The following is a 25,340-nucleotide window of genomic DNA, read 5'->3' on the forward strand; positions in this document are numbered from 1 at the left end:
AAAAGCATGAAATCTCATTACGATGTTGTTATAATAGGAAGCGGTTTAGGCGGTTTAGTTTCTGCCAATATATTAGCCAAAGAAGGCTATAGTGTTTGTGTTCTAGAAAAAAACAATCAATATGGAGGCAACTTACAAACCTTTGTTCGCGATAAAACTATTTTTGATACAGGAGTTCATTATATAGGTGGTTTAAATGAAGGTCAGAATCTTTATCAGTATTTTAAGTACCTCGATATTATTGATGATTTAAACCTAAAAAAACTAGATGAAGATGGCTTTGACATCATTACTTTTGAAGGTGATGACAATGAATACAAACACGCACAAGGTTATGATAGATTCATTGAAAATTTATTAATTGATTTTCCTGAAGAAGAAAAAGCCATTGTTACGTATTGCGATAAATTAAAAGAAGTTTGTAGTCAATTTCCTCTATATGGTTTAAAACACGGAAAACCTTATTACGAAAACACCGATATTTTCAGCTTAAAAGCTAAAGATTATATCGATTCTATCACCGATAATAAAAAACTACAAGCTGTACTTGCAGGCACTAATTATCTCTATGCTGGTGATGCAGACCGCACGCCTTTTTACGTACATGCATTAACTATTAATTCATACATAGAAAGTGCATATCGCTGTGTAAATGGAGGTAGCCAAATTTCAAAATTACTAATTAGACGCCTCAAAGAACATGGCGGTGATGCGTTTAAACATCATGAGGTGGTTAAATTCGGGTTTCAAGACAAAAATATCAGCTCGGTTTTTACCAAAAATGGCAAAGAAATAAAAGGGGATTTGTTTATTTCTAATATAGAACCAAAACTGACCATAAAATTAGTTGGTGAAGATAAATTTAAAAAGGTTTACACCAAACGCATTAATAATATCGAAAGTATCATTGCTGGTTTTAGCTTATATATTGTTTTAAAACCGAATACGTTTAAATATCAAAACAAAAACATTTACCATATAAAAGACCCTAACAAAATTTGGGATGGACAAGATTACACGGCACAAACGTGGCCAGAAGGTTATATGGCATCCATGGGGATTAATAAAAAAACCGATATTTATGGCGATAGCATAACAGTAATGACCTACATGCGTTACGAGGAAGTAGAGCCCTGGGAAAACACCTTTAATACGGTTGCTTATAAAAATGACCGAGGACAAACTTATGAAGAATTTAAAGCCGAAAAAGCCGAAATCCTCATTCAAGAATTAGAAAAAAAATATCCTAATATTAGAGACTGTATTCAAGAAATATACACCTCAACCCCATTATCGTATCGCGATTATATTGGGTCAAACAGAGGTTCAATTTATGGCTATGTCAAAGACGCTAATAACCCTTTGGCTTCTTTTGTTTCACCTCGTACAAAAATTAAAAACCTGTTACTTACAGGACAAAGTTTAAACATGCATGGCATTTTAGGTGTTACTATTGGCGCTGTTCTTACCTGTTCGGAAATCGTTGGCATGAAACCGTTATTAGAAAAAATATTAGAAGCGAATAAACCCAAAGAAAGCATCGAAAACTAAAAAACATGAAGCTTAATCTAAGCATATATCACGGGCTTTTACTTTTTCTATTTATAAGTATAACCTCATGTGGCATATCAAAATCATTACACGATATCCCCGATGTAAGTGCTTATAATTCGGTAATTCCGGAACGTGTACAAACTTCCGATTCTACTTTTACGCTAGGAAACAATCACCTCAGCAAAAACCAACAAGGCTTATGGGAACTTTATGTAGAAGGTAATCCTTATGAGAGGGGTTTAATCACAGGAAGCCTTACCCAAGAATTATTCCACAAACAAGAAGGTATCTTTGTGTCTAAAATTGATGAATTTGTCCCTTCCAAAACCAAACAAGCCATATTAAGACGTTTTTTAGCTTGGTACAATCGCAAATTATATCTTAACGTCCCATTAGAATACAAAACAGAAATTTTAGGGCTTTCAAAATACGCTTCACCCGACTATAATTATATTGCAGAACCTTATTTACGTGTGCTTTATTTTCATGGTGCTCACGATATTGGTCATGCCTTACAAGATTTAGCTTTAGTAGGTTGTACATCTTTTGCGGCTTGGGATGAAAAAACTGAGGATGGCAGCCTAATTATTGGTCGGAATTTAGATTTTTATGCTGGTGATGATTTTGCTGAAGAAAAAATGGTGGCTTTTACCAACCCAACCGATGGTTACAAATTTATGTCCGTGACTTGGGCTGGGATGTTAGGCGTACTTTCAGGTATGAATGAGCATGGCCTAACCGTAACCATAAATGCAGGAAAATCTAAAATTCCTTTGGTAGCTAAAACCCCTATTTCTATTTTAAATCGTGAAATTTTACAATACGCTACTACTATTGAAGAAGCCATTGCTATTGCAAAAAAACGTCAAGTATTTGTTTCTGAATCTATTTTAGTAGGAAGTGCCGCAGACCGAAAAGCGATATTAATAGAAGTATCTCCAGAAAATTTTGGGGTTTATGAGGTCGAAAATTCAAATCAATTGATATGTTCTAATCACTTTCAAAGTGAAGCTTATGCCAACGATAAAAAAAACCTAAAACATATTCAAGAAAGTCATTCGCAATACCGTTACGAACGAATGGAAGAACTTCTAGACCAAAACCCAAAGTTAACCCCAAAAATTGCGGTTGACATTTTAAGAAACAAAGAAGGTTTACACAACAAAGCTATCGGCTATGGTAATGAAAAAGCTCTAAATCAATTATTAGCTCATCATGCCGTAGTTTTTAAACCCGAACAGCGTTTAGTTTGGGTCTCTTCCAACCCTTATCAATTGGGTAAATTTGTAGCCTATAATTTAAATGACATATTTAAAACCCCTAGTAAAACGTCACTCGCAGATACAGCATTAAATATTGAAGAAGACCCGTTTCAATACACAGAAGCGTATATAAATTACCAAAGCTATAGACAGTTAAGGCAAGAAGTGCTAACGGTAATTAACAACAACGCTACTATAGCTTTAGACCGTCTTTTAAAACTTGAAGAATTAAACCCAAACTATTGGGAAGCCTATTACTTAATTGGCGTTTATTATTATAATAAAGGCTATTATACAGCAGCTTTACATACATTTGAAAAGGCTAAAACCAAAGAAATTACCACCGTTCCCGATGAAGAACAAGTGGATAACTACATTAAAAAATTAAAAAGAAAGTTAGAGTTATGATTCCTGAGATAGAATATGCATCCAAAGCCGAAATACATAACTTTCAAGTTGAAAAACTAAAGACACTTTTAGAGTATTTAAACACGAATTCTGATTTTTATAAGCGCTTATTTAGTACGCATAATATTGATATTTCAACAATTAATTCGCTTGAAGATTTAAAAGTAATTCCAACCACCACAAAAGACGACCTTCAACAACATAACGATGATTTTATTTGTGTCCCAAAAAACAAAATAGTAGACTACGTGACCACTTCAGGTACTTTAGGCGACCCTGTGCTTTTTGGTCTCACCGATAACGACTTAGACCGTTTAGCATACAATGAAGCTATTTCATTCGCTTGTGCTGGTGTTGGTAAAGACGATGTTATTCAACTAATGACTACCATAGACCGACGCTTTATGGCCGGATTAGCTTATTTTTTAGGCGCAAGAAAACTTGGGGCTGGTATTATTAGAGTTGGTAATGGCATTCCTGAATTGCAATGGGATTCTATTTTAAAATTTAAACCGACCTATATTATTGCAGTACCTTCCTTTTTATTAAAACTAATTGAATATGCTAAACAGCATCATATAGACCTCAACACCTCAGGAATAAAAGGCGCCATTTGTATTGGTGAACCTTTAAGAGCACAAGATTTTTCATTAAACACCTTATCTAAAAAGATAAAAGAACATTGGCATATTGAATTGTACTCTACTTATGCGTCTACCGAAATGAATACGGCTTTTACGGAATGCGAACAACAACAAGGAGGCCACCAACATCCCGAATTAATTATTACCGAAATATTAGATGACAACGACCAAGCTGTAAGTGAAGGAGAATCTGGTGAACTTACTATAACAACTCTAGGTGTTGAAGGTATGCCCTTACTTCGATTTAAAACAGGAGATATTGTAAAAGCACATCACGAAACATGTGCCTGTGGCAGAAACACCATGCGACTAGGTCCTGTGATTGGTAGAAAAAAACAAATGATAAAATATAAAGGCACCACTTTATATCCGCCAGCAATGCATAATATTTTAAATGATTTTAGCGAGGTTGAAGCGTTTGTTATAGAACTTTCTCACAATTCTATAGGAACAGATGAAATCCTGATTAAAATAGCTGTAAACACCCCTACAGAAAGTTTATTAATCAATATTAAAAATCATTTCAGAGCCAAACTAAGAGTGCTTCCTAAAATTGAATTTTACGATAAAAAGGAAATACAGAAATTGCAGTTCCCAAAAATGAGTAGAAAACCAGTAATGGTTATTGATAAGCGAAAATGAATAAAAAAATCAGTCTAAATAGTATTACTTAAAATATAAAAACAAAAAAGCCTCTATCTTTCGATAAAGGCTTTTCGTACTCAAGGCGGGTACACAACCCTGAAAACAAAAGAAAATAAAAGAAACAAAAAAGCCTATTTTAAAGGGGTTAAGGGCGTTTTTAAAAATCACTACTTTCTTTTATTTGCCTTTATTTTCATATTTTTGTTACTGTGTTGTTACTAATTTAAATTCAAAAAAACTATGAGTGTAAAACTCCGAGAAAGAAAATTAGCCAAAGGAGCAGTAAAATTTTACTTAGACATCTACCATAATAAAAATAGACATTATGAATTTTTAGATATTAAAATTGAGGCCACTGACAATAAAACTTCTAAAGCAGAGAAAAAAAAATTAGCAGAATTAATACGATCAAATCGTGAAATTGAATTAATCACAGAAGACACGGATTACATTCCTAAACATATTAGATCTATTAGATTCAAGGATTATGCTAAATCATTCATAGATGAATATCAAAAAAAAGATATTAGAATGATTATTGCCGCTAATAGTAAATTCATGGAATTTGTTAGTAATAAAAATTTAAAACTTTCTGATATAAATCCATCTATAATGAATGGGTTTAAAGATTTCCTAAATGACAAAGCAGGATTAAGTGGTGACTCACCCCACAATTACTACACAAGATTTAAAAAAATATTAAAAGATGCTCAAAACAAAGGATTGATTAAATCTAATCCTGCAGATGGAATAAAATTTAGAAAAAAAAGAAATTCTGATGATCTCACCAAGCAAGTTTTAACTAGCGAAGAATTACAAACTTTAGCAGAAACTAGATGTGGAAATAATGAAGTAAAAAAGGCTTTTTATTTGCATGCTTTACAGGATTGGGATATGCCGAAATTAAGACATTGACATGGATGAATGTAAAAAACAACAGACTTACAACCAGAAGAGCTAAAACTGATCAAAAAATTGAAATAAAATTAAAAGAGAGTTTGATTAAACTAATGGGTGAAAAAACACAAGATTCAGACTTAATATTTGACCTGACTTCTAATAGCAGAAGTACTATTTCAGATAATGGAATAAATAAATGTATAAAAAATTGGGTTGCCAGAGCTAAAATAGAAAAGCACATTACTTTTTACTGTGGAAGACACACTTTTGCTACGCAACTTCTTACCTATGGAGCAAACTTAAAAACAGTAGCCGATGCTCTTGGACATACTAACACACGAAATACAATTAAATATCTTAATTATATAGACAGCTTAAAAGACGATGCTGTTGACAACCTACCTGATATAAAAATATGAAGTACGAAAAACTATACTTAAAGAGCTTTAAAAAATTCACAGAAGAATTTAAATCAAAAATTAAACACGACTTAGAAAATTATAATTCACAAGGTAGAACCTACGAATTTGCCCAGAAAAAAATTATAACTGACATCTATAAAAAACATGGTGAATTAAAGATTGAATCCAACCCAATAAACGTGTTAATTGGGGATTTTGACAGCCGTTTAGATGAATTTGTTGCTGAACATCAAATGCGAGTTCTATCAACAACAATACTCGATAAATTTAAAACTATCAATATTGATAAAGAATATAATTACGATCAATTTATTGAAGAACTAGCTTTTATCAATTCACGGTCTAAAATAACGAACTCCTTTAGAGGAGACATAAGGACATCTACAAATTTCTATAACCAAAAACAAATAGATAAAATTAACTTAACTATTACTCCTTATGATAGCTGGACTAATCATACAGATTCAAACTCTACAGAAGAGAGTCCTTCTGAAAAAGAAATAAAACCAATTAAATCTTTTGACATTCGAAATAAATACAAATCATTATTTAAAGAAGAGTCAAATTTCTATTCAGAATTAACAGATTATTTTATTAATAATGAATTAACGACTTTTCAAGATTTTTACAATGTCTTTACAAAACCATTTGATGAACACAATAGTAAAGTACACTTTTTTTGCGCCACTCAAACAGCCACCTACCTTCTATCTCAACTAAAATTTATCGTCAAAAACTTTTCGCAAAAAAATATAGGTGAATCAAAACTGTTCCGTACAAAATATGGAAGGGTAATTAACGCAGGTCTTCTTTCTAAATCTAAAAAAGATATTTCAAATGAAAACATTATACTCATTAATACTATTCTAGAAAAATACATTAAAAAGTAAAAATAATTGTTAAAGTTTCTTCTTATAATCTTCTTATATGAATCTCATATGAAAAAAAGAAGAAGTCAGTTGTTAGAAATTCCAACATTTGCTATGCGCATAATAAGGAATAGCTATTCCATTTTTAAAAATTTTAAAACAACAAAAAATGGACATGAAAAGTATCACTCAATTATTTAAAAATGAAATTTTTGTATTAAAGACAGTATTAACTTTTGAAGAAGCTTGTTTTTATAGTGGCTTAGCGAAAAGTACTATGTATAAACTCACATCGTCAAACGAAATACCACATTACAAACCAAAAGGCAAGCTTATTTTCTTTAAAAAAGAGGAATTAGAAAATTGGCTTTTACAAAACAGACAAGAATCTAATGAAAATCTTGAAAATGAAGCATTAAAGTATAGTTTAAAAAACAATAAACACTAATAGTATGAAAAATATCATATTAAACATACGTGTTAGTGAATCTACTAAAGATGACTTAGATTTACTTAGTTGTACTTTAGACAAAAGTATTTCGAGTCTAATTCGAAATGCAATAAATGATTTTATTGATAAAACCATTGAACAGTATTCTAACAAAGAATCTATATGTACAATAAAGGATTATGAGCTACTTCAGTCCTTAGGTTTTACAGAGTTTATATTTTGGCTCTATGAAAAAAGGCGAACCCCTTATTTTTATGAAATAAATGAACTCTACAGTCAATTTATTGAACTTATAAATAACTTAGAAACTCATCCATTATTCACAAGTGAAATTATGGATGAGTTTAAAAAAGTAAAACTAGAATTAGAAGCGTATTTAAATACAGACAAATACATTACTGATTTACAATTTCCATTAGATAATGAAAATTGCTTCAACTATGACAAGCTTGCATATTTCATGTACAGCATACGTTATACTGAAGAAAACAAAAAAATAATTCATATTAAATAATACAATTTTATGAATTATGATACAACAGAAAAAATAGATGAAGCTCTACAAGGAATTATGGAGAGCGATTCTGATTCAGCTATTAAAAAACTGAATTATATTCTAGATAATATACCTAATACGTACTCAGACTTAATTAATCAAGCTTTTAAATACAAAAGGATTCCAAAAGAATATTTATTAAGTTCTATATTATTCACTATCAGCACCTCTATTGGTTTAACATTTTATATGAAATCATTAGGTTACAAAAATTATGGTAACTGCTATTTTACAATAATAGGAAGTCGTGGGGATGCAAAATCCGAAGCCATTAAAATTGCTACCAAACCCATTAAAATAACTGATGATAAAGATTATCAGAATTTTAAAACTGAGTTATCCATCTCTACAAATGAGGAGATAAAACCTATAAGAAAACAAATATTAATACAAAATGCAACAATAGAAGCTGCTCAAAAAATTCATGCAGAAAACCCTAACGCTGTAGGTATTGCAATTGATGAAATTTTCGCATTGATTGAAAAGATGGCTAATCCAAATAGCAGAGATGGCATTGCATGGCGAAATTTTTTCTTAGAAGGTTATACTAATGGATATATAGACGTTTCGAGAAAAACAACTGAAAGCTTTAGAATTAACGAAACCTATCCTACTTTAATAGGTGGATTACAACATCAATTCGTTCCTAAGCTTTTTGCTAATGGAAATTTAGAAAGTGGATTTATAGATAGACAGTTTTTCACACCTAAACTAACCTCTAACATAAAGTTATTTTCAGGAAGAATTGACCCAAAAGTCGAAAACAATTACAGTAAGGCTATAGAAAACATTATTGCTTATAAAAAACAAAGTGAATCGCCAGAAGAAGCTATAAAGCAATTTGAAATAGCGCTTGACAAGGAAGCAGATGATAGGATTTTTATATACACTCAAAAGTTAATCAATAGACAAAGTAGAGCGCCATCAATTATAAAAGAATACATGTCTAAAATGCAAATATCTATTCAAAAATTATGTGTAATTCTATTTATTATGGAACATGCACCTAAACGAGAATTTGCATCTAAAATGTCTATTAAAACAGTTGAGCTAGCCATTGAACTTAACGAATTTTACTTTATAAATTTCAAACAAATCATTGAGAATAATAAAAATTTAAAAGAAGATACATCACTGACTACTGATGCCATTATTAGATTAGCTAAAACCAATAATGCATCTCGAAAATCTGTAATAGAAATTACAGGTTTAAATAAATCAACGATTAGTAGAAAGTGGAATAAACCTTAATTAATATTCATGCAACCTGCAACTTTAAAAAAAAGTAAAAACCATCATAAAATATTTATTTACAGAATTTTACGATACAATTTTAATAAAACTAAAGTTGCAAGTTGCATACTATATCTTTTAATATGATGCATAAAATTGAAAACAAATTAGAATTTAGCAACAAAAGAGATAAAAACATAATTACACCTTGTTGCCATAAAACAAATAAAGACAATAAATTCGTTACTTACAAAGGTTACCCAAGCATATATGGATATTGCCACTCTTGTGGTACTACTAACTTACCTCCTACAGTTTATAAAAATGATTCAGGAGAAAACTTTATTTGGAATGAAACCACAAATAAATTTGAAATTCTAACTACACAAATGCCCTATAATAATGTATTACAAAACCGTAATACATATACCGATTTGTATGACAAAAACGTAATACAAAAACAAAAAAAACAACATACAATTGATTTTGAGGTCGTTAAAAAATTTACACAATACCCAAAAGAAAATAATCTATTACAATATTTAAGAAGTAATTACACTTATGAGGAAGTAGAAAAGGTAAAACAAATGTATTACATCGGTACTAATAAAAAGTTATGGACTGTTTTTTGGCAAATAAATAAAAATGGATTAGCACAAAAAGCAAAAGTTGTATTATACAACAAAAACGGCAAGCGTACTAACTATTTTAAAGTCCCTTATAAAAATGAAGATGGTTATAATAGTTGCCTTTTTGGAGAACATCTTTTAAAGAATAATACAAAACCTATTGTATTAGTTGAAAGTGAAAAAACCACTATAGTTAGTGCAATACAATTAATAAATTATACATGGCTATCCTACGGAGGTATAAACGGTCTTACCGATAAGAAATTGGAAGCGTTAAAAAATCAAAACATCACCATAATACCAGATATAAGCAGAAAGGCTGTAAATATTATAAAAAACAAAATTCCTAAGATGGAAGAGCTAAATATAAAAGCAAATATTTTTGATATGACCGACAACTTGAATGACGAAGAACTAAAACGAATAGGATGGTACAATTGTGATATTGAAGATGTTTTTAGGTCGGAACTGAGCATATAATTAATCTAATAGTAATTTTAACTTTAAACCTAAATATTCATCACTTTTGCTATCTTTAGCCTCCCTATTCTAAATTTCAGTCCCCCCTTCTCTATGAAAAATTAATTAGGATAAATAAACATGCATAAACAACCCAACCAAAACCCTGAACAAATAGCAAGGGATCGCATAGACGAAATGCTACATGAAGCTGGATGGTTAGTTCAGTCTAAAAAGAAAGTTGACTTATCTGCTGGAAAAGGAGTTGCAGTACGTGAATACCAAACTGATGTTGGACCTGCCGACTATGTACTTTTCGTTAACCGAAAACCTGTCGGAATTATAGAAGCAAAACGTGAGGACGAAGGGCACAGACTTACCGTTGTTGAAGAACAATCGAAAAGTTATGCAGAAGCAAAATTAAAATACCTAAATAACGACCCTTTACCTTTCGTTTATGAAAGTACAGGAACCATAACAAGATTTACAGACTACAGAGACCCAAAACCAAGAGGGCGACATGTTTTTAGTTTTCACAAACCTGAAACCATTGCTGAATGGTTAAAAAAAGGAAAATCACTTCGAGAAAGATTATTGTCTATTCCCGAATTAGATGTTACAGGATTGCGTCCTGCTCAAATTGTAGCCATCAATAATCTGGAACTTTCATTTAAAAAGAACAGACCAAAAGCCTTAATTCAGATGGCTACTGGAGCTGGAAAAACGTTTACAGCAGCAACTTTTGTGTATCGTTTGCTAAAACACGCTGATGCAAAACGTATTTTGTTTTTAGTGGATACCAAAAACTTGGGCGAACAGGCAGAGCAGGAATTTATGACCTTTCAGCCCAATGACGATAACCGAAAATTCACAGAACTTTACAATGTGCAGCGTTTAACTTCAAGTTATATTGCTTCCGATAGCCAAGTGTGTATTTCAACCATACAACGTTTGTATTCTATTTTAAAAGGAGAAGAATTAGACGAAAGTGCAGAGTTGGAAAACCCAGAAGAAAATACTTGGCTGAAACAACAAATGAGTAAAAAGAAAGCGGTTCCTGTGGAGTACACGCCAAAAGTACCTATTGAACAATTTGATTTTATCGTCATTGATGAAGCCCACCGTTCCATTTATAATTTATGGAAACAAGTGTTAGATTATTTTGATGCTTTCCTTATTGGTTTAACGGCTACACCTGATAAAAGAACCTTTGGTTTTTTTAATGAAAATGTGGTGAGTCAATACACTTATGAAGAATCGGTAACAGATGGTGTCAATGTGCCTTATGAAGTTTATACTATAGAAACCGAGATTTCTAATCAAGGTGCTGTTGTAGAATCGGGTTGGTTTATAGATAAACGTGACAAGTTAACCCGAAAAAAACGTTGGGAACAGCTAGATGAAGATGTGAATTACCAGCGTAACGACCTTGATAAAAAAGTAGTCAATCCTAGTCAAATTAGAAACATTATTCGTGAATATAAAAAGGCTCTAAAAACGACCATTTATCCCAATCGTGTGGATGAAAATGGCGATTACGAAGTGCCTAAAACATTAGTGTTTGCAAAAACAGACAGTCACGCAGACGATATCATCAAAATTATTCGGGAAGAATTTGATGAAGGCAACGATTTTTGTAAAAAAGTAACTTACAAAATTGAAGAAGACCCAAAATCGGTGTTAAACCGTTTTAGAAATTCTTACTATCCTAGAATTGCCGTTACCGTTGATATGATTGCAACCGGAACAGACGTAAAACCTTTAGAAGTTTTATTGTTTATGAGAGATGTTAAGAGCATCAACTATTTTGAACAAATGAAAGGTCGTGGAACTCGAACAATCAATAACGATTCTTTGCAATTAGTTACCAAAACAGCTAAGAGCAAAACGCACTTTGTTATTGTAGATGCTGTGGGAGCTACCAAATCTAAAAAAACAGACAGCAGACCTTTAGAGCGTAAACCTTCTGTGCCAATGAAAGATTTATTGGGAGCCGTTGCGTATGGTCACGTTGACGAAGATTTATTCCTTTCTCTTGCCAACCGATTAATTCGTTTAGAGAAACAGATTACCGATAAAGAAAAAGATAAAATATTGGAGTTTTCTGGTGGTAAAAACCTAAAACAAATTACCAAGGAATTAATTACGGCTTTCGACCAAGATGCCATTGATGAAAAAGCACAAGTAGCCATTGATAAAATTCCTGTGCAAGACCAAACACCTGCCCTAATTGAAGATGCCAAAAAGAAGGCACAAGAAGAATTGATACTTGAAGCCAGCAAGACCTTTAACGGAGAGTTGAATACTTATTTAGAGAATGTACGCAAACAGCACGAACAAATTATAGATAGCATCAACATAGATACGGTGACCAAAAGCGAATGGGACACCACTTCGGTAGATAAAGCCACCCAAATTGTAAAAGATTTTAGCGAATATTTAGAAGCCAACAAAGACGAAATTAAGGCGTTGAGTATCTTCTACAACCAACCTTACAACCGTAGAGATATTACCTTTAAAATGCTTAAAGAGGTGATGGAAAAATTACAATTAGAAAAACCTTTGTTAGCACCCCATTATGTGTGGGATGCCTATGCAACGATAGAAGATGTAAAAAGCAAACAACCAAAGGACGAGTTAACCGCTTTGGTCTCTTTAATTAGAAGAGCCTGTGGTATAGACAGCGAATTAAAAGCCTACGACAAAACCATAGAGAACAATTTTAAAACGTGGATTTTTAAGCAAAACGCAGGACAACACAACCGCTTTACCAAAGAACAATTAGATTGGCTACGAATGATAAAAGACCACGTAATGAGCAGTTACCATATAGAAATAGACGATTTAGACTACACCCCTTTTGATGCCAAGGGCGGAAAAGGCAAAATGTATCAGTTATTTGGGAATGATATGAATGAAATTATTAACGAACTCAATGAAGTACTAGCAGCCTAGCCAATTTTTGAATGATGAATAAAGAATTACGAATGAAAGAAGATTGGGTACAAAGCACTATTGTTGAGTCTTGTAGAATACACGATAATTTAAGAAAACCGATAAATTCAAAAGAAAGAAATGAAAGAATAAGTGGTAAAAAAACTGAAGAGTTATTTCCGTATTATGGTGCTACTGGTCAAGTTGGATACATTGATGATTATTTGACAGATGGAGACTTTGTTTTAGTTGGAGAAGATGCAGCACCATTTTTAGATTATTCAAAAGATGTTGCTTATAAAATTTCTGGAAAAACTTGGGTCAATAATCACGCACATATATTAAAATCAAAATTCAATGATGATTTTTTACTTCATTATTTGAATAACTTTAACTTTAATGGATATGTTTCTGGTACTACAAGATTAAAGTTAACTCAAGGAAAATTAAAACAGATACCTATAGTCCTTCCCCCACTAGTCGAACAAAAAGCCATCGTCAAAAAAATAGAAGCCTTATTTAGCAGTTTAGATAGCGGTATTGCCGACCTAAAAAAAGCACAAGACCAATTAAAAATTTATAGACAAGCGGTTTTAAAAAAAGCTTTTGAGGGGGAATTTAGTATTAATAAATTAGGAGAAGTTGCAGAAGTTAAAAGAGGAAAATCTAAACATAGGCCAAGAAATGATAAATCTCTTTTTGGTGGCAAATATCCATTCATCCAAACGGGAGAAATAAGAGCTACTAATGGTGGCACAATTACAAAGTATAATAATACATATTCCGAAAAAGGTTTAGCACAAAGTAAACTGTGGCCGAAAGGAACACTTTGCTTAACAATTGCTGCAAATATTGGGGAAACAGCTTTTTTAGGTTTTGATGCTTGTTTTCCTGATAGCGTTGTTGGGATTATACCTAATGATGAATTACTTAATTCAAAATATCTGAATTTTTACATACAGAAAATAAAAGAGGAAATGGACAGCAAAGCTTCTGCAACAGCACAAAAGAATATTAATGTAAGAATTTTAGATGCTTTAGAAATTCCAATTCCAACTTTAAAAGAACAACACCAAATCGTTCAAGAAATAGAAAGTCGTTTATCAGTTTGTGATAAAGTAGAAAAAGACCTAGCAGACAGTTTAGAAAAAGCACAAGCCTTACGCCAAAGCATTTTGAAGAAAGCCTTTGAAGGTAAACTATTAAGCGAAGAAGAAATAGCAGCCTGTAAAGCTCACCCCGACTATGAGCCGGCTAGTGTTTTGTTGGAGAAGATAAAAGAAGAGAAAAAGAAATAATCAATTACGAATGATGAATTACGAATGATGAATTAGGAATGATGAAAACAGAAAATGTTATAGTGAGTAAGTCTTATGCTTTTGCAGTTAAAATTGTAAAGCTGTATAAATACTTATGCGAAGAAAAAAAGGAATATACCTTGTCCAAGCAGTTGTTACGTTCTGGAACTTCAATAGGTGCAAATATTGAAGAATCTCAAGGCGGTCAAAGTAGAAAAGATTTTTTTGCTAAACTCACCATTTCATACAAAGAAGCCAGAGAAACAAAATATTGGTTACGCTTATTAACCGATACAAATTATTTAGAAAGAGAAAAAAGTGAAACACTAATTAATGATTGTGAAGAACTTTTAAGAATCATAGGAAGCATTCAAAAAACTATTCGTAATTCATAATTCGTAATTCATAATTCGTAATTCGTAATTCGTAATTCGTAATTCGTAATTCATAATTGAACTTTAAATGAATAAGGAACTAAATACAAGCAACAATTTTTTACTCTACACCAACGAAAATGGTGAAGTAAAAGTAGATGTACTGTTAAAAGACGAAACCATTTGGCTCACCATTAACCAAATGGCTGAATTGTTTGGTATAGACAAAAGCGGAATTTCAAGGCACATAAAAAACGTAATTGAAACAGGAGAATTACAGCGAAATTCAGTTGTTGCAAAAATTGCAACAACTGCCACAGACGGAAAAACCTACCAAGTAGATTTTTATAACCTAGATATGATTATTTCGGTAGGTTATCGTGTCAACTCAATTAGAGGAACGCACTTTAGAATTTGGGCTACCAAACAACTCACTGAATTAATAAGAAAAGGGTTTGTTTTGGATAATGAAAAACTGAAAAACCCAGACAATCCTTTTGGTAAAGATTATTTTGATGAGTTACTGGAGCAAATACGTGATATACGCTCTAGTGAAAAACGTTTCTATCGTAAAATAACAGATATTTATGCGCTTGCTGTAGATTATGAGCCAACTGCCGAAGAAACCCAAGAGTTTTTTAAAGTCGTACAAAACAAACTCATTTTTGCAGCCACAGGAAATACAGCAGCCGAGGTAATTGCACAACGCTCTAATGCAGAAAAAGACAATATGGGTTTAACTACCTGGAAAGGTGCTAAAGTTAGAAAGCAAGATGTAACCGTTTCTAAAAATTACCTCAAAAAAGATGAACTAGATATCCTAAACAGAATAGTTACAATGTATCTAGATTATGCAGAGTTACAAGCCAAAAATCATAGACAGATGTTTATGAAAGATTGGCGAGAAAAATTAGACGCTTTCTTACAGTTTAACGGACAAGAAATTTTACAAAATGCTGGAAATATTTCGAAGAAGATTGCAGACAAATTAGCAATAGAAAAATATGAGCAGTTTCATAAAAATAGGTTGCAATCTGAAAGCCAAAAATTAGATGATATTGACCAAGCAATAAAACAAATTAAGAAATGACAGATTCAAGCATAATATCAAAAATATGGAACCTTGCCAACGTACTTCGTGATGATGGTGTAGGTTATGGTGATTATTTAGAACAAATAACCTATTTGCTATTCTTAAAAATGGCAGATGAACTCAATAAACCACCTTATAACAAAGGTTTGGTTTTTCCAAAGCTAAAAGATGTAGAAGGCAATGAGATTGCAGATGCAGAAATTTGTAATTGGGAAACCTTATCTAGCAAACGTGGTGCTGAATTAGAATCGTTTTACAGCCAATTATTGCGTACACTGAGTACAGAAAAAGGAACGCTTGGACAAATTTTCACTAAAAGTCAGAACAAAATACAAGACCCAGCCAAACTGTTAAAAGTCATCAATCTAATTGACAAAGAAGATTGGAGTATGATGGGAGCAGACATAAAAGGTAAAATCTACGAAGGTCTTTTAGAGAAAAACGCAGAAGATACCAAAAGTGGTGCTGGACAATATTTTACACCAAGAGCCTTGATAAAAACCATGGTGGCTTGTATACAACCCAAGCCTATGAAAACCATTGTGGATCCAGCCTGTGGAACGGGTGGTTTCTTTTTAGCAGCTTACGATTGGATTGTAGATAACAACAAATTAGACCGAGAAGAAAAAGAGTTTTTGAAGAACAAAACTTTTCACGGAAACGAAATTGTTGCCAATACCCGTAGAATGTGTTTAATGAATATGTATTTGCACAACATTGGAGAAATAGATGGTGAATCGTTCATCAATCCAAACGATGCCTTAATTGCAGATGATGGAGAGCGTTACGATTATGTGTTGGCTAATCCGCCTTTTGGTAAGAAAAGCAGTATGACTTTTACCAACGAACAAGGTGAAATCGTAAAAGAAGATTTAAGTTACAATCGTCAAGACTTTTGGGAAACAACATCCAACAAGCAATTAAACTTTTTACAGCATATAAAAACGCAATTAAAAATAAACGGAGAAGCAGCAGTTGTGCTTCCAGATAATGTATTATTTGAAGGTGGAGCTGGCGAGGAAGTGAGAAAGCAATTAATGAAAACCACAGAATTGCACACCATTTTACGTTTACCAACAGGTATATTTTATGCACAAGGAGTTAAAGCGAACGTTTTATTTTTTAACAACAAACCAGCTAGCAAAGACCCTTGGACAAAAGACATTTGGTTTTATGATTACAGAACAAACGTGCATCATACCCCAAAGAAAAGTCCGATGCGTCAAGAGCATTTAAAAGAGTTTATTGAACTGTATAATGCTGGTAATATTAACAAGCGAAAAGAAACTTGGAGCGAAGAAAATGAAGAAGGAAGATGGAGAAAATACACGTATGATGAAATCATTGAGAGAGACAAAACGAGTTTGGATATTTTTTGGCTTAAAGACAAAAGTTTGACAGATTTAGATAATCTACCAGACCCAGACATTTTAGCGAATGAGATAATTGAAAATATAGAATCTGGTTTAAATAGCTTTAAAGAAATTATGGAAGTAATTACATCACAAGACGATTAATTAAATGATGTATGGAAAAAAAAATTTTAGAACTAGAAAAAAAAATTGACCATATAATTGAAATACAAAAACAAATATTAGAAAAACTAACCTATACATCAATTGAAAAACCAAAACCTGCCTTTAAAAAGCTGACTAAAAAACAGGTAAAACAAGAGCTGGAAAATGAATTTAGGCTTTGTATATTAAATGGAAATGATATTAAGCAAAAATTTAATTTAGCAATTACACCTCAAAAGAATCGTATTTTGAAATACTTAAGAACTAATGACCCCTCTATTTTTGATGGCTTAAAGAGAAAAAATTAGAGCATAACTATTTCATACTAAAAATTTAATAAAATGAGATGTCCATTTAATAAACCTGAAAAAATCATTTTAATCTTTTATTAATTATCACAATATTAAATTTTTTCCTAATAGTTATTGAACTCAAAAAAAGGTTAAAATACTAATATTCTGTTACTATTTTGTTACTAAATAAAACATAAAACCCTGTTAAACAGAAGTTTAACAGGGTTTATTCGTACTCAAGGCGGGAATCGAACCCGCACGTCTCGCGACATTGGATTTTGAATCCAACGTGTCTACCAATTCCACCACTTGAGCAATTTCGGATTGCAAAAATAGAAAAATATTTCTGTTCATCCATCAAAATTAGTAGGTTTTATCCTTTTTGTAGTAAAATAATTTTCTAAATTTGACGCGAACAAAAACAACAACACAACACCAACTAAATAACTGATATCAAATGCCATACGAAACTACTGAAGCGAAAATTTTCGCCTGTTCACAAAGTACCTATCTTGCAGAACAAATTGCAGAAACCTACGGAGTTAAACTAGGTAAAGTCATAACATCAACTTATAGTGATGGAGAATTTCAACCGTCTTACGAAGAATCAATTAGAGGAACTCGAATTTTCATTATAGGCTCTACCCATCCTGGACCAAAAAACTTAATGGAAATGTTGTTAATGATAGATGCTGCTAAACGTGCTTCTGCTAGACACATAACAGCAGTAATGCCTTATTTTGGTTGGGCTAGACAAGACAGAAAAGACAAACCTAGAGTTCCTATTGCTGCAAAATTAGTCGCAAAAATGTTAGAAGCTGCTGGCGCAACACGAATCATTACAATGGATTTACACGCAGATCAAATCCAAGGGTTCTTTGAAAAACCAGTAGACCACTTGTTTGCATCAACCATATTTTTACCTTATTTAAAAAGCTTAAATTTAGATAATCTTACCATCGCTTCACCTGATATGGGAGGTTCTAAACGTGCTTATGCTTACTCTAAAGCTCTAAAAAGTGATGTTGTTATCTGTTATAAACAACGTGCTAAGGCTAATGTGATTTCTCATATGGAACTTATTGGTGATGTTACAGGTAAAAATGTTGTACTAGTAGATGATATGGTCGATACTGCTGGAACACTAACAAAAGCAGCTGACCTAATGATTGAACGCGGAGCTTTAAGTGTAAGAGCAATTTGTACCCATCCTATTTTATCTGGAAACGCTTACGAAAAAATAGAAAACTCTAAACTAGAGGAATTAATTGTAACGAATTCTATTCCTATAAAACAAGAAAGCAAAAAATTAAGAGTATTAAGTTGTTCAAATCTATTTGCTGAAGTCATGTATAATGTACATCACAACAAATCTATTAGTAATAAATTTGTAATGTAAATCGCTATTGAGACTATAATAATCAGCTCTTTTTAGTCGTACTATAATTAAGATTATTAAGACTAAAACTTCTAACTTTAGCTAAAAATATATGGTCGCAATAAAAAAGCGCCCCATAACACTAATATTCTCATATAAAATATCTAAATTTGCAGCCCTCAAAATGAGGGAATTAAAAATTAACAAATATTTCAAAAAATGAAATCAATTACAATTAACGGATCTCAAAGAGAAAGCGTAGGCAAAAAGGCAACTAAAGCCTTACGTAATGCTGGTCAGGTTCCTTGCGTTATGTACGGAGGAGACAAAGCATTCCATTTCTCAGCACCAGAATTAGCTTTCTCAAAACTTGTATACACACCTAACGCACACACAGTTGTGATTGTTTTAGATAACGGTGAAGAATACAATGCAGTAATGCAAGATATTCAATTTCACCCGGTAACAGACAGAATTACACACGTAGATTTCTATCAAATTTTCGAAAACAAAGCGATTACAATGGAAATCCCTGTGAAAACAATAGGATCTTCTAAAGGGGTAATGAATGGTGGTAACTTAAGAATGCCTTACCGTAAACTTAGAGTAAAAGCTATCCCTTCTAAATTACCAGATTTTATTGAGATCGATATTACTCCATTAAAAATTGGAAGCAAGTTCTACATTACTGAACTAGCAAACGAAGATTACAAATTTTTACACCCAGACAACACTGTTGTTTGTCAAGTAAGACGTAGTAGATTAGCTGTTGTAGATGCTGATGACGATGAAGAAGAAGTTGAAGCAGGTGATGTGCCAACAACTGAATCTGATGATAATGCACAAGAATAGATAAAAACTATTTTAAATATTAAAAAGAGACTTTCTGTTTAGAAAGTCTCTTTTTTTTGACTAATTTTTTAGTACATTAAAACCAAAATCCAAGATTAAAAAACCAATAACCATTACCCGTATCCGGAGAGTAAGTGTACTTCCCTTCTAATGGTCCTAAAAAGGTTTCTAAAGAATAACCAATCGCATAACCATTATATTTAGGAGACGAAACAAATTCACCAAATTCAAAAAGACCATCATCTATATTAGCATAATTTGCAGCTAATAAAATATGATGCTTTTTAAAAACCTCATAATCTAAAGTGAATGTCCCTTTAACAAAACTATCTCCTGTTAGGGTTAAATAATCGTAACCATAAAACGAATAAAAATTATTTATAAAATTAGTGCCATACCCGCCTAATCCAAATCCTAATGCATTTGTAGACTTATCCCCAACTTTAAACCCACCATTAACTTCCGTTTTTAACGACAACTTATCATTAAAACTCAAGGCGTAACCAAGATCCGCTTTAACTATTGAAAACTTTAAAAACTCGGTATTAAAACCTGAAGCATCAAAATACAAATGGAAATTCCCGTTAAAATAAAAACCGCTTTTAGGAAAATAAAAATTGTCATAACTATCAAATTTTAAATTGCCAAATACACTAAAATAATCTGTATTCTCAAATACAATTTCATTCTCCATGTCGTCATCTAAGATGGTTTCTGAGGTTATTTTAAGGCGCTTATGCTCCGCTCCTAATCGCAATGAAAAATCTTTTCTAAATATTGTTTGTATATACACTTGATTAGTAAAATCTGAAATTTCTGCATCAATTTTATTCAAACCCGAAAGCAATGGTGAGTCTTCCTCTAATGCTAATCTAGGATTAACATTTTTGTTAAACTGATTAAAACGCGATTTAATACCTAAACTAATATAGAATCCCTTATCAATAAAGTAATCGAAATTATACCTCGAATTATCTCCTAAAATTAAATCTAACGACGCAATATCGTTATTAAACAATAATTTCTTTTTAGTTAGATTAGCTAGTAGTGCACTTTTATAAAGTTCATCAAAATGAATCCCTAACTTAAGAAATGTCGTGGTTTTAGATTCTTTAATATTACCTATAAAATTAAACTCATCCTCGTTTTCTGTAGGCTCCAAATGATACCTAAACGTATCAAAATTATTAGTTGCTACAAGACTGTTTATGCCTTGTCTAAAATCAGCATAACTTATTTTTTCGTCTCCCTTTAGTTTTAATTTACCAATCAAAAAGGCTCTGGTGTAGTGTTCATTTCCTTTTAGCTTTACATGGTTAATTTTAAGACTGTCTAATAATTTAATATGTTTTGGTTCTGAAGTATTAGGTTGTTGACGTTTTATATCTTGAAGTTTAGTTAATTGTATTCTCGCTGCAATTTCACCATGTGCAATGATATCTTTTCCTTCATCAAATGAAATTACAGAAAAGTTACTAATATCTGGTTTTATATAAATATCAGTTAATTTCGCCTTGTTTTTCATGGCATTTATGGTCCGAAAATTATTTATCTGTAAAAGAATATCTAATCCCGACTTTAACGCTTCACGATCTTTTAATGCGTCTTGAACATCAACCCCAATAATAACATCCATGCCTTTAGCACGTAATTCTTCAACTGGGAAATTATTAGTCACCCCTCCGTCTATTAAGATATCTCCATTAATCGTTACAGGTTGAAACAAGGATGGTAAAGCAGCACTCGCAGTTACGGCTTCAGCTAAATCACCCTTGTCCATAATCAGAGATTCTCCAGTTTCTATATTGGTTGCTACACAAAAAAACGGAATCGGTAATTTATTAAAATCTCTAATTTTATTAACAGGCATTAATAATTGATACATTAAATTATAGACATTTTGCCCACGAGATAAAGCCGAAGGTAAAGTAATCTTAAAATCCTCAAAAGGTAAATTTACCGCGTATTTTTGAGTGTTTTCGCGTTCATAAAAGGACTTAGAGCTCCTAGAAAATGCATCGTTAATTAAAACATTAAAATCTTGTTCTTTAAATATTTTTTCCAATTGTTTTCCTGAATAGCCCGAAGCATATAGAGATCCTATGATGGCGCCCATACTAGTGCCTGCTACATAATCTATTTTCACTCCTAAACTATCTATAACTTTGAGCACACCAATATGCGCAAAGCCTTTTGCCCCACCTCCACTTAAGACTAAACCGACTTTGGGCTCAGCAGAAATTGAATGCTCTTGTGCTTCTACAGGAAAAAGTACCATTAGAAATAATATGACTATAAGATGTGTTGTTCTCATGCTTCTTTTATACCTGATAGGTTTCGATTTAAAATCGAAAGACTACTTTAATTTATTGCTATTTGACGTTTATGCTTTATGATAATAATTATATACTTTATTTGCCCTTGACACACCAACAACCGCTTCCAATTCATCTAACTTAGCATTCGCAATACGCTTAACCGTTTTAAACTGCTTCATTAAATCTATAATCGTTTGCTCACCTACACCTGGAATATTTTCGAGCTCAGTTGTCAATGCCCCTTTACTTCTTCGATTTCTATGATGTTCTATCCCAAAGCGATGCGCTTCGTTTCTTAGTTGTTGTATCACCTTTAAGGTTTCACTTTTTTTATCTAAATATAACGGAATTGGATCATCTGGATAAAATAATTCTTCTAAACGTTTTGCAATACCGATAATCGCAATTTCATTACGTAACCCTAAAACATCTAAACTTTTTAAGGCCGAAGACAACTGTCCTTTTCCTCCATCTATAATAATCAATTGTGGTAAGGGTTGCTCTTCTTCTTTTAAACGTTTATACCGTCTATAGACCACTTCTTCCATAGATGCAAAATCATCGGGACCCTCTACCGTTTTGATATTAAAATTACGATAATCTTTTTTACTCGGTTTACCATTCTTAAAAACAACACATGCCGCTACCGGATTTGTACCTTGTATATTAGAGTTATCGAAACATTCAATATGCCGTGGCTCTTCAGACAAATGCAAATCGGCTTTCATTTGTGCCATTATTCGATTGGCATGACGATCTGGATCTACAATTTTTATCTGCTTCAGTTTATCCATTCTGTAATACTTTGCATTACGTATAGATAAATCTAAGATACTTTTTTTATCCCCAAGTTTCGGGACTGTTATTTTTAATTCACCTCCTAAATTTACTTTAAAAGGCACATAAATTTCTTTTGAATTAGAATTGAAACGCTGTCGAATTTCAGTGATGGACAATTCTAATAATTGCAAATCTGTTTCTTGTAATTTCTTCTTTAACTCTAAGGTGTGAGATCTAATAATAGAACCATAACTTAACTGTAAAAAATTAACATAAGCGTAGGTTTCATCACTAACTATTGAAAACACATCAACATTATTAATCTTAGGATTTACAATAGTAGACTTCGCTTGGTAATTTTCTAAAACTTCTAATTTTTCTTTTATTTTCTGAGCATCTTCAAATTGCATAGCTTCGGCATGCTGCCTCATTTGTATTCTAAATTGCTGTAAAGAATCTTTAAAATTCCCTTTTAGAATTTCTCTAATCGCCGTAATGTTTGCAGCATACTCTTCTTCGCTTTCATAGCCTTCACAAGCTCCTTTACAGTTTCCTAAATGATATTCTAAGCAAACTTTATATTTACCTGTATTGATCTTGGTTTCAGACAAATCATAATTACACGTCCGTAATTGGTACAAGCCTTTTATTAAACCTAGAAGCGTCTTCACCGTTTTCATACTGGTGTAAGGTCCAAAGTATTCCGAACCATCCTTAATCACACGTCGTGTAGGAAACACTCTTGGAAAGCGCTCTTTCTTAATACAAATCCATGGATATGATTTATCGTCTTTTAATAAAACGTTGTATTTAGGCTTATACTTTTTTATGAGGTTATTCTCAAGCAATAAAGCATCATTTTCGGTTTCAACAACAATATGCTTAACCGAAGCAATATTTTTTACTAAAACACGTGTTTTACCATAGTCGTGATGCTTAGTAAAATAACTACTCACGCGCTTTTTTATATCTTTAGCTTTCCCGACGTAGATTAAACGTTCGTCTGCATCAAAATACTGGTAAACACCAGGCTGATGAGGAAGCGTTTTTATCTGTATGTCTAATGTAGATTCTGGCATTTAACCAAAGGTAATAATTCGTAAAAAGATATGTGTATAATTAATACACTTTATCATTACCTTGCGCCTCTTTTTATATATTTCAGATTATGACAAAAAAAGTGTTGGGACGTGTAGACAAAGTCAATTTTCCCGAATTAAAACTCAACAACATTGATGTTAAAATAGATACAGGAGCCTATACTTCTGCAATTCATTGTTCTAAAATTAGAGAAGAAGACGGCAAACTTTATTGTATTTTTGAGAGTAAAGGCCATCCTAACTTTAAAAGCGAAGAGATAGCTTTTGATACCTATACTTATACCGATGTAAAAAGTAGCAATGGACATAAAGAAAACCGCTACAAAATTAAAACTACCGTTGTATTCTTTGGTAAAAGCTATAAGATTAACTTAACTTTAAGCACTAGAGACGATATGAGGTTCCCCGTATTAATAGGCCGTCAATTTTTAAAACACAAATTCTTGGTCGATGTCGATTTAGAAAATCAATCCTTTAAACAAAACATAACTAAATGAACATAGTAATTCTTTCGCGCAATGCCGAACTCTACTCTACACAACGCCTTGTTGACGAAGCTGAAAAAAGAGGTCATAAAATTGAAATCATTGACCCCTTAAAATGCGACATTATTATAGAGAAGGAGAAACCGACTATTTATTATAAAGACCGTTATTTAGATTATGTTGATGCTATCATCCCAAGAATTGGAGCTTCAATTACATTTTATGGTTGTGCCGTAGTACGACAGTTTGAAGAAATGGGAGTATTTACTATTGCCGCTTCAGATGCCATTACACGTTCTCGCGATAAGCTAAGAAGTTTACAACGTTTAAGTAAAGCTGGTATTGGAATGCCTAAAACCGTTTTCACAAACTATTCTAGAGATGTTGAAGAAGTTATTAATTACGTTGGAGGAACTCCTGTAATTATTAAACTCTTGGAAGGAACCCAAGGTCTCGGTGTGGTTTTAGCCGAAACTAAAAATGCTGCAGAATCTGTTTTAGAGGCTTTTAATGGTTTACAAGCTCGCGTTATTGTACAAGAATTTATTAAAGAAGCTAAAGGTGCTGATTTAAGAGCCTTAGTTGTAGATGGCCAAGTCGTTGGAGCTATGAAACGCCAAGGTAAAGAAGGCGAATTTAGATCTAATTTGCATCGTGGTGGTTCTGCTAAGATTATTAAGTTAGATGAAGACGAACTAAAGTTAGCCATGAATGCTGCTAAGGTTTTAAAACTACCTGTTTGTGGTGTAGATATGCTACAATCTTCACGTGGTCCTTTGTTATTAGAAGTTAACTCTACTCCTGGATTAGAAGGTATTGAAAGTGCAACTCAAAAGAATATAGCCAAAGCCATTATTACTTTTATTGAACGAAATAGAAACTAAAA

General features: G+C 32.3%; 22 protein-coding genes and 1 tRNA gene. 20 read left to right on the top strand and 3 right to left on the bottom strand.

The window, feature by feature from the left end; translation table 11 throughout:
* Positions 1-6 precede the first annotated feature (6 nt).
* From ACXGSQ_RS02030 to ACXGSQ_RS02105, 16 genes are all read left to right on the top strand, one after another.
* Positions 7-1,551: a phytoene desaturase family protein gene (locus ACXGSQ_RS02030; RefSeq protein ID WP_458627985.1), complete on the top strand. Its 1,545-nt coding sequence runs from the start codon at positions 7-9 to the stop codon at positions 1,549-1,551.
* Between the two features lie 5 nt (positions 1,552-1,556).
* Complete coding sequence (locus tag ACXGSQ_RS02035) at positions 1,557-3,224, top strand: C45 family autoproteolytic acyltransferase/hydolase (RefSeq protein WP_458627986.1); 1,668 nt, start codon at positions 1,557-1,559, stop codon at positions 3,222-3,224.
* Complete coding sequence (locus ACXGSQ_RS02040) at positions 3,221-4,510, top strand: phenylacetate--CoA ligase family protein (RefSeq protein ID WP_458627987.1); 1,290 nt, start codon at positions 3,221-3,223, stop codon at positions 4,508-4,510. The genes ACXGSQ_RS02035 and ACXGSQ_RS02040 overlap by 4 nt, the downstream gene beginning before the upstream one ends.
* 243 nt (positions 4,511-4,753) lie before the next feature.
* Positions 4,754-5,428 carry a phage integrase SAM-like domain and Arm DNA-binding domain-containing protein gene (locus ACXGSQ_RS02045; RefSeq protein WP_458627988.1) on the top strand — a complete coding sequence of 225 codons (675 nt, stop codon included), beginning with the start codon at positions 4,754-4,756 and terminating at the stop codon, positions 5,426-5,428.
* Positions 5,429-5,433: 5 nt separating this feature from the next.
* Positions 5,434-5,832 (top strand): tyrosine-type recombinase/integrase, encoded by a 399-nt coding sequence (locus ACXGSQ_RS02050; protein WP_458627989.1) that lies wholly within the window; start codon positions 5,434-5,436, stop codon positions 5,830-5,832.
* The gene (locus ACXGSQ_RS02055; protein WP_458627990.1) at positions 5,829-6,725 is read left to right on the top strand and encodes a hypothetical protein; all 897 of its coding nucleotides are present in this window, start codon (positions 5,829-5,831) and stop codon (positions 6,723-6,725) included. The genes ACXGSQ_RS02050 and ACXGSQ_RS02055 overlap by 4 nt, the downstream gene beginning before the upstream one ends.
* A 154-nt stretch (positions 6,726-6,879) precedes the next feature.
* A complete protein-coding gene (locus ACXGSQ_RS02060) occupies positions 6,880-7,152 on the top strand; it encodes a helix-turn-helix domain-containing protein (protein ID WP_458627991.1) in 273 nt (90 codons plus the stop codon).
* Between the two features lie 4 nt (positions 7,153-7,156).
* Entirely contained in the window at positions 7,157-7,669 is a 513-nt protein-coding gene (locus ACXGSQ_RS02065) for a ribbon-helix-helix protein, CopG family (protein WP_458627992.1), read from the top strand.
* 9 nt (positions 7,670-7,678) lie between these two features.
* Complete coding sequence (locus ACXGSQ_RS02070) at positions 7,679-8,962, top strand: DUF3987 domain-containing protein (RefSeq protein ID WP_458627993.1); 1,284 nt, start codon at positions 7,679-7,681, stop codon at positions 8,960-8,962.
* 125 nt (positions 8,963-9,087) lie between these two features.
* Positions 9,088-10,053, top strand: a complete 966-nt coding sequence (locus ACXGSQ_RS02075; protein ID WP_458627994.1) for a DUF6371 domain-containing protein — start codon at positions 9,088-9,090, stop codon at positions 10,051-10,053.
* Positions 10,054-10,173: 120 nt separating this feature from the next.
* Positions 10,174-12,987 carry a type I restriction endonuclease subunit R gene (locus ACXGSQ_RS02080; RefSeq protein ID WP_458627995.1) on the top strand — a complete coding sequence of 938 codons (2,814 nt, stop codon included), beginning with the start codon at positions 10,174-10,176 and terminating at the stop codon, positions 12,985-12,987.
* 32 nt (positions 12,988-13,019) lie between these two features.
* A complete protein-coding gene (locus ACXGSQ_RS02085) occupies positions 13,020-14,264 on the top strand; it encodes a restriction endonuclease subunit S (protein ID WP_458627996.1) in 1,245 nt (414 codons plus the stop codon).
* 41 nt (positions 14,265-14,305) lie between these two features.
* On the top strand, positions 14,306-14,659 hold the full coding sequence (locus tag ACXGSQ_RS02090; protein WP_458629306.1) for a four helix bundle protein: 354 nt from the start codon (positions 14,306-14,308) through the stop codon (positions 14,657-14,659).
* Positions 14,660-14,726: 67 nt separating this feature from the next.
* On the top strand, positions 14,727-15,728 hold the full coding sequence (locus tag ACXGSQ_RS02095) for a virulence RhuM family protein (protein ID WP_458627997.1): 1,002 nt from the start codon (positions 14,727-14,729) through the stop codon (positions 15,726-15,728).
* Complete coding sequence (locus ACXGSQ_RS02100; protein WP_458627998.1) at positions 15,725-17,248, top strand: class I SAM-dependent DNA methyltransferase; 1,524 nt, start codon at positions 15,725-15,727, stop codon at positions 17,246-17,248. The genes ACXGSQ_RS02095 and ACXGSQ_RS02100 overlap by 4 nt, the downstream gene beginning before the upstream one ends.
* A gap of 11 nt (positions 17,249-17,259) precedes the next feature.
* Positions 17,260-17,556, top strand: a complete 297-nt coding sequence (locus ACXGSQ_RS02105; RefSeq protein WP_458627999.1) for a hypothetical protein — start codon at positions 17,260-17,262, stop codon at positions 17,554-17,556.
* 218 nt (positions 17,557-17,774) lie between these two features.
* Here ACXGSQ_RS02105 and ACXGSQ_RS02110 read toward each other — a convergent pair.
* Positions 17,775-17,856, bottom strand: a tRNA-Leu gene (locus ACXGSQ_RS02110).
* Positions 17,857-17,998: 142 nt separating this feature from the next.
* Here ACXGSQ_RS02110 and ACXGSQ_RS02115 point away from each other — a divergent pair.
* Together ACXGSQ_RS02115 and ACXGSQ_RS02120 are read left to right on the top strand one after the other, a co-directional pair.
* Positions 17,999-18,940 (top strand): ribose-phosphate pyrophosphokinase, encoded by a 942-nt coding sequence (locus tag ACXGSQ_RS02115; RefSeq protein ID WP_458628000.1) that lies wholly within the window; start codon positions 17,999-18,001, stop codon positions 18,938-18,940.
* Positions 18,941-19,138: 198 nt separating this feature from the next.
* Positions 19,139-19,771 (top strand): 50S ribosomal protein L25/general stress protein Ctc, encoded by a 633-nt coding sequence (locus tag ACXGSQ_RS02120; protein WP_458628001.1) that lies wholly within the window; start codon positions 19,139-19,141, stop codon positions 19,769-19,771.
* 76 nt (positions 19,772-19,847) lie between these two features.
* On the opposite strand, the gene ACXGSQ_RS02125 is transcribed toward ACXGSQ_RS02120, so the two are convergent.
* The gene (locus ACXGSQ_RS02125) at positions 19,848-22,085 is read right to left on the bottom strand and encodes a patatin-like phospholipase family protein (RefSeq protein ID WP_458628002.1); all 2,238 of its coding nucleotides are present in this window, start codon (positions 22,083-22,085) and stop codon (positions 19,848-19,850) included.
* 69 nt (positions 22,086-22,154) lie between these two features.
* Positions 22,155-23,948, bottom strand: coding sequence for an excinuclease ABC subunit UvrC (gene uvrC / locus ACXGSQ_RS02130; protein ID WP_458628003.1), 1,794 nt, complete (start codon positions 23,946-23,948; stop codon positions 22,155-22,157).
* Between the two features lie 89 nt (positions 23,949-24,037).
* On the opposite strand from uvrC, the gene ACXGSQ_RS02135 reads away from it, so the two are divergent.
* Entirely contained in the window at positions 24,038-24,466 is a 429-nt protein-coding gene (locus tag ACXGSQ_RS02135) for an ATP-dependent zinc protease family protein (protein WP_458628004.1), read from the top strand.
* The gene (rimK, locus tag ACXGSQ_RS02140) at positions 24,463-25,338 is read left to right on the top strand and encodes a 30S ribosomal protein S6--L-glutamate ligase (protein ID WP_458628005.1); all 876 of its coding nucleotides are present in this window, start codon (positions 24,463-24,465) and stop codon (positions 25,336-25,338) included. The genes ACXGSQ_RS02135 and rimK overlap by 4 nt, the downstream gene beginning before the upstream one ends.
* Positions 25,339-25,340 lie beyond the last annotated feature (2 nt).

Source organism: Winogradskyella sp. PC D3.3 (assembly GCF_054366245.1).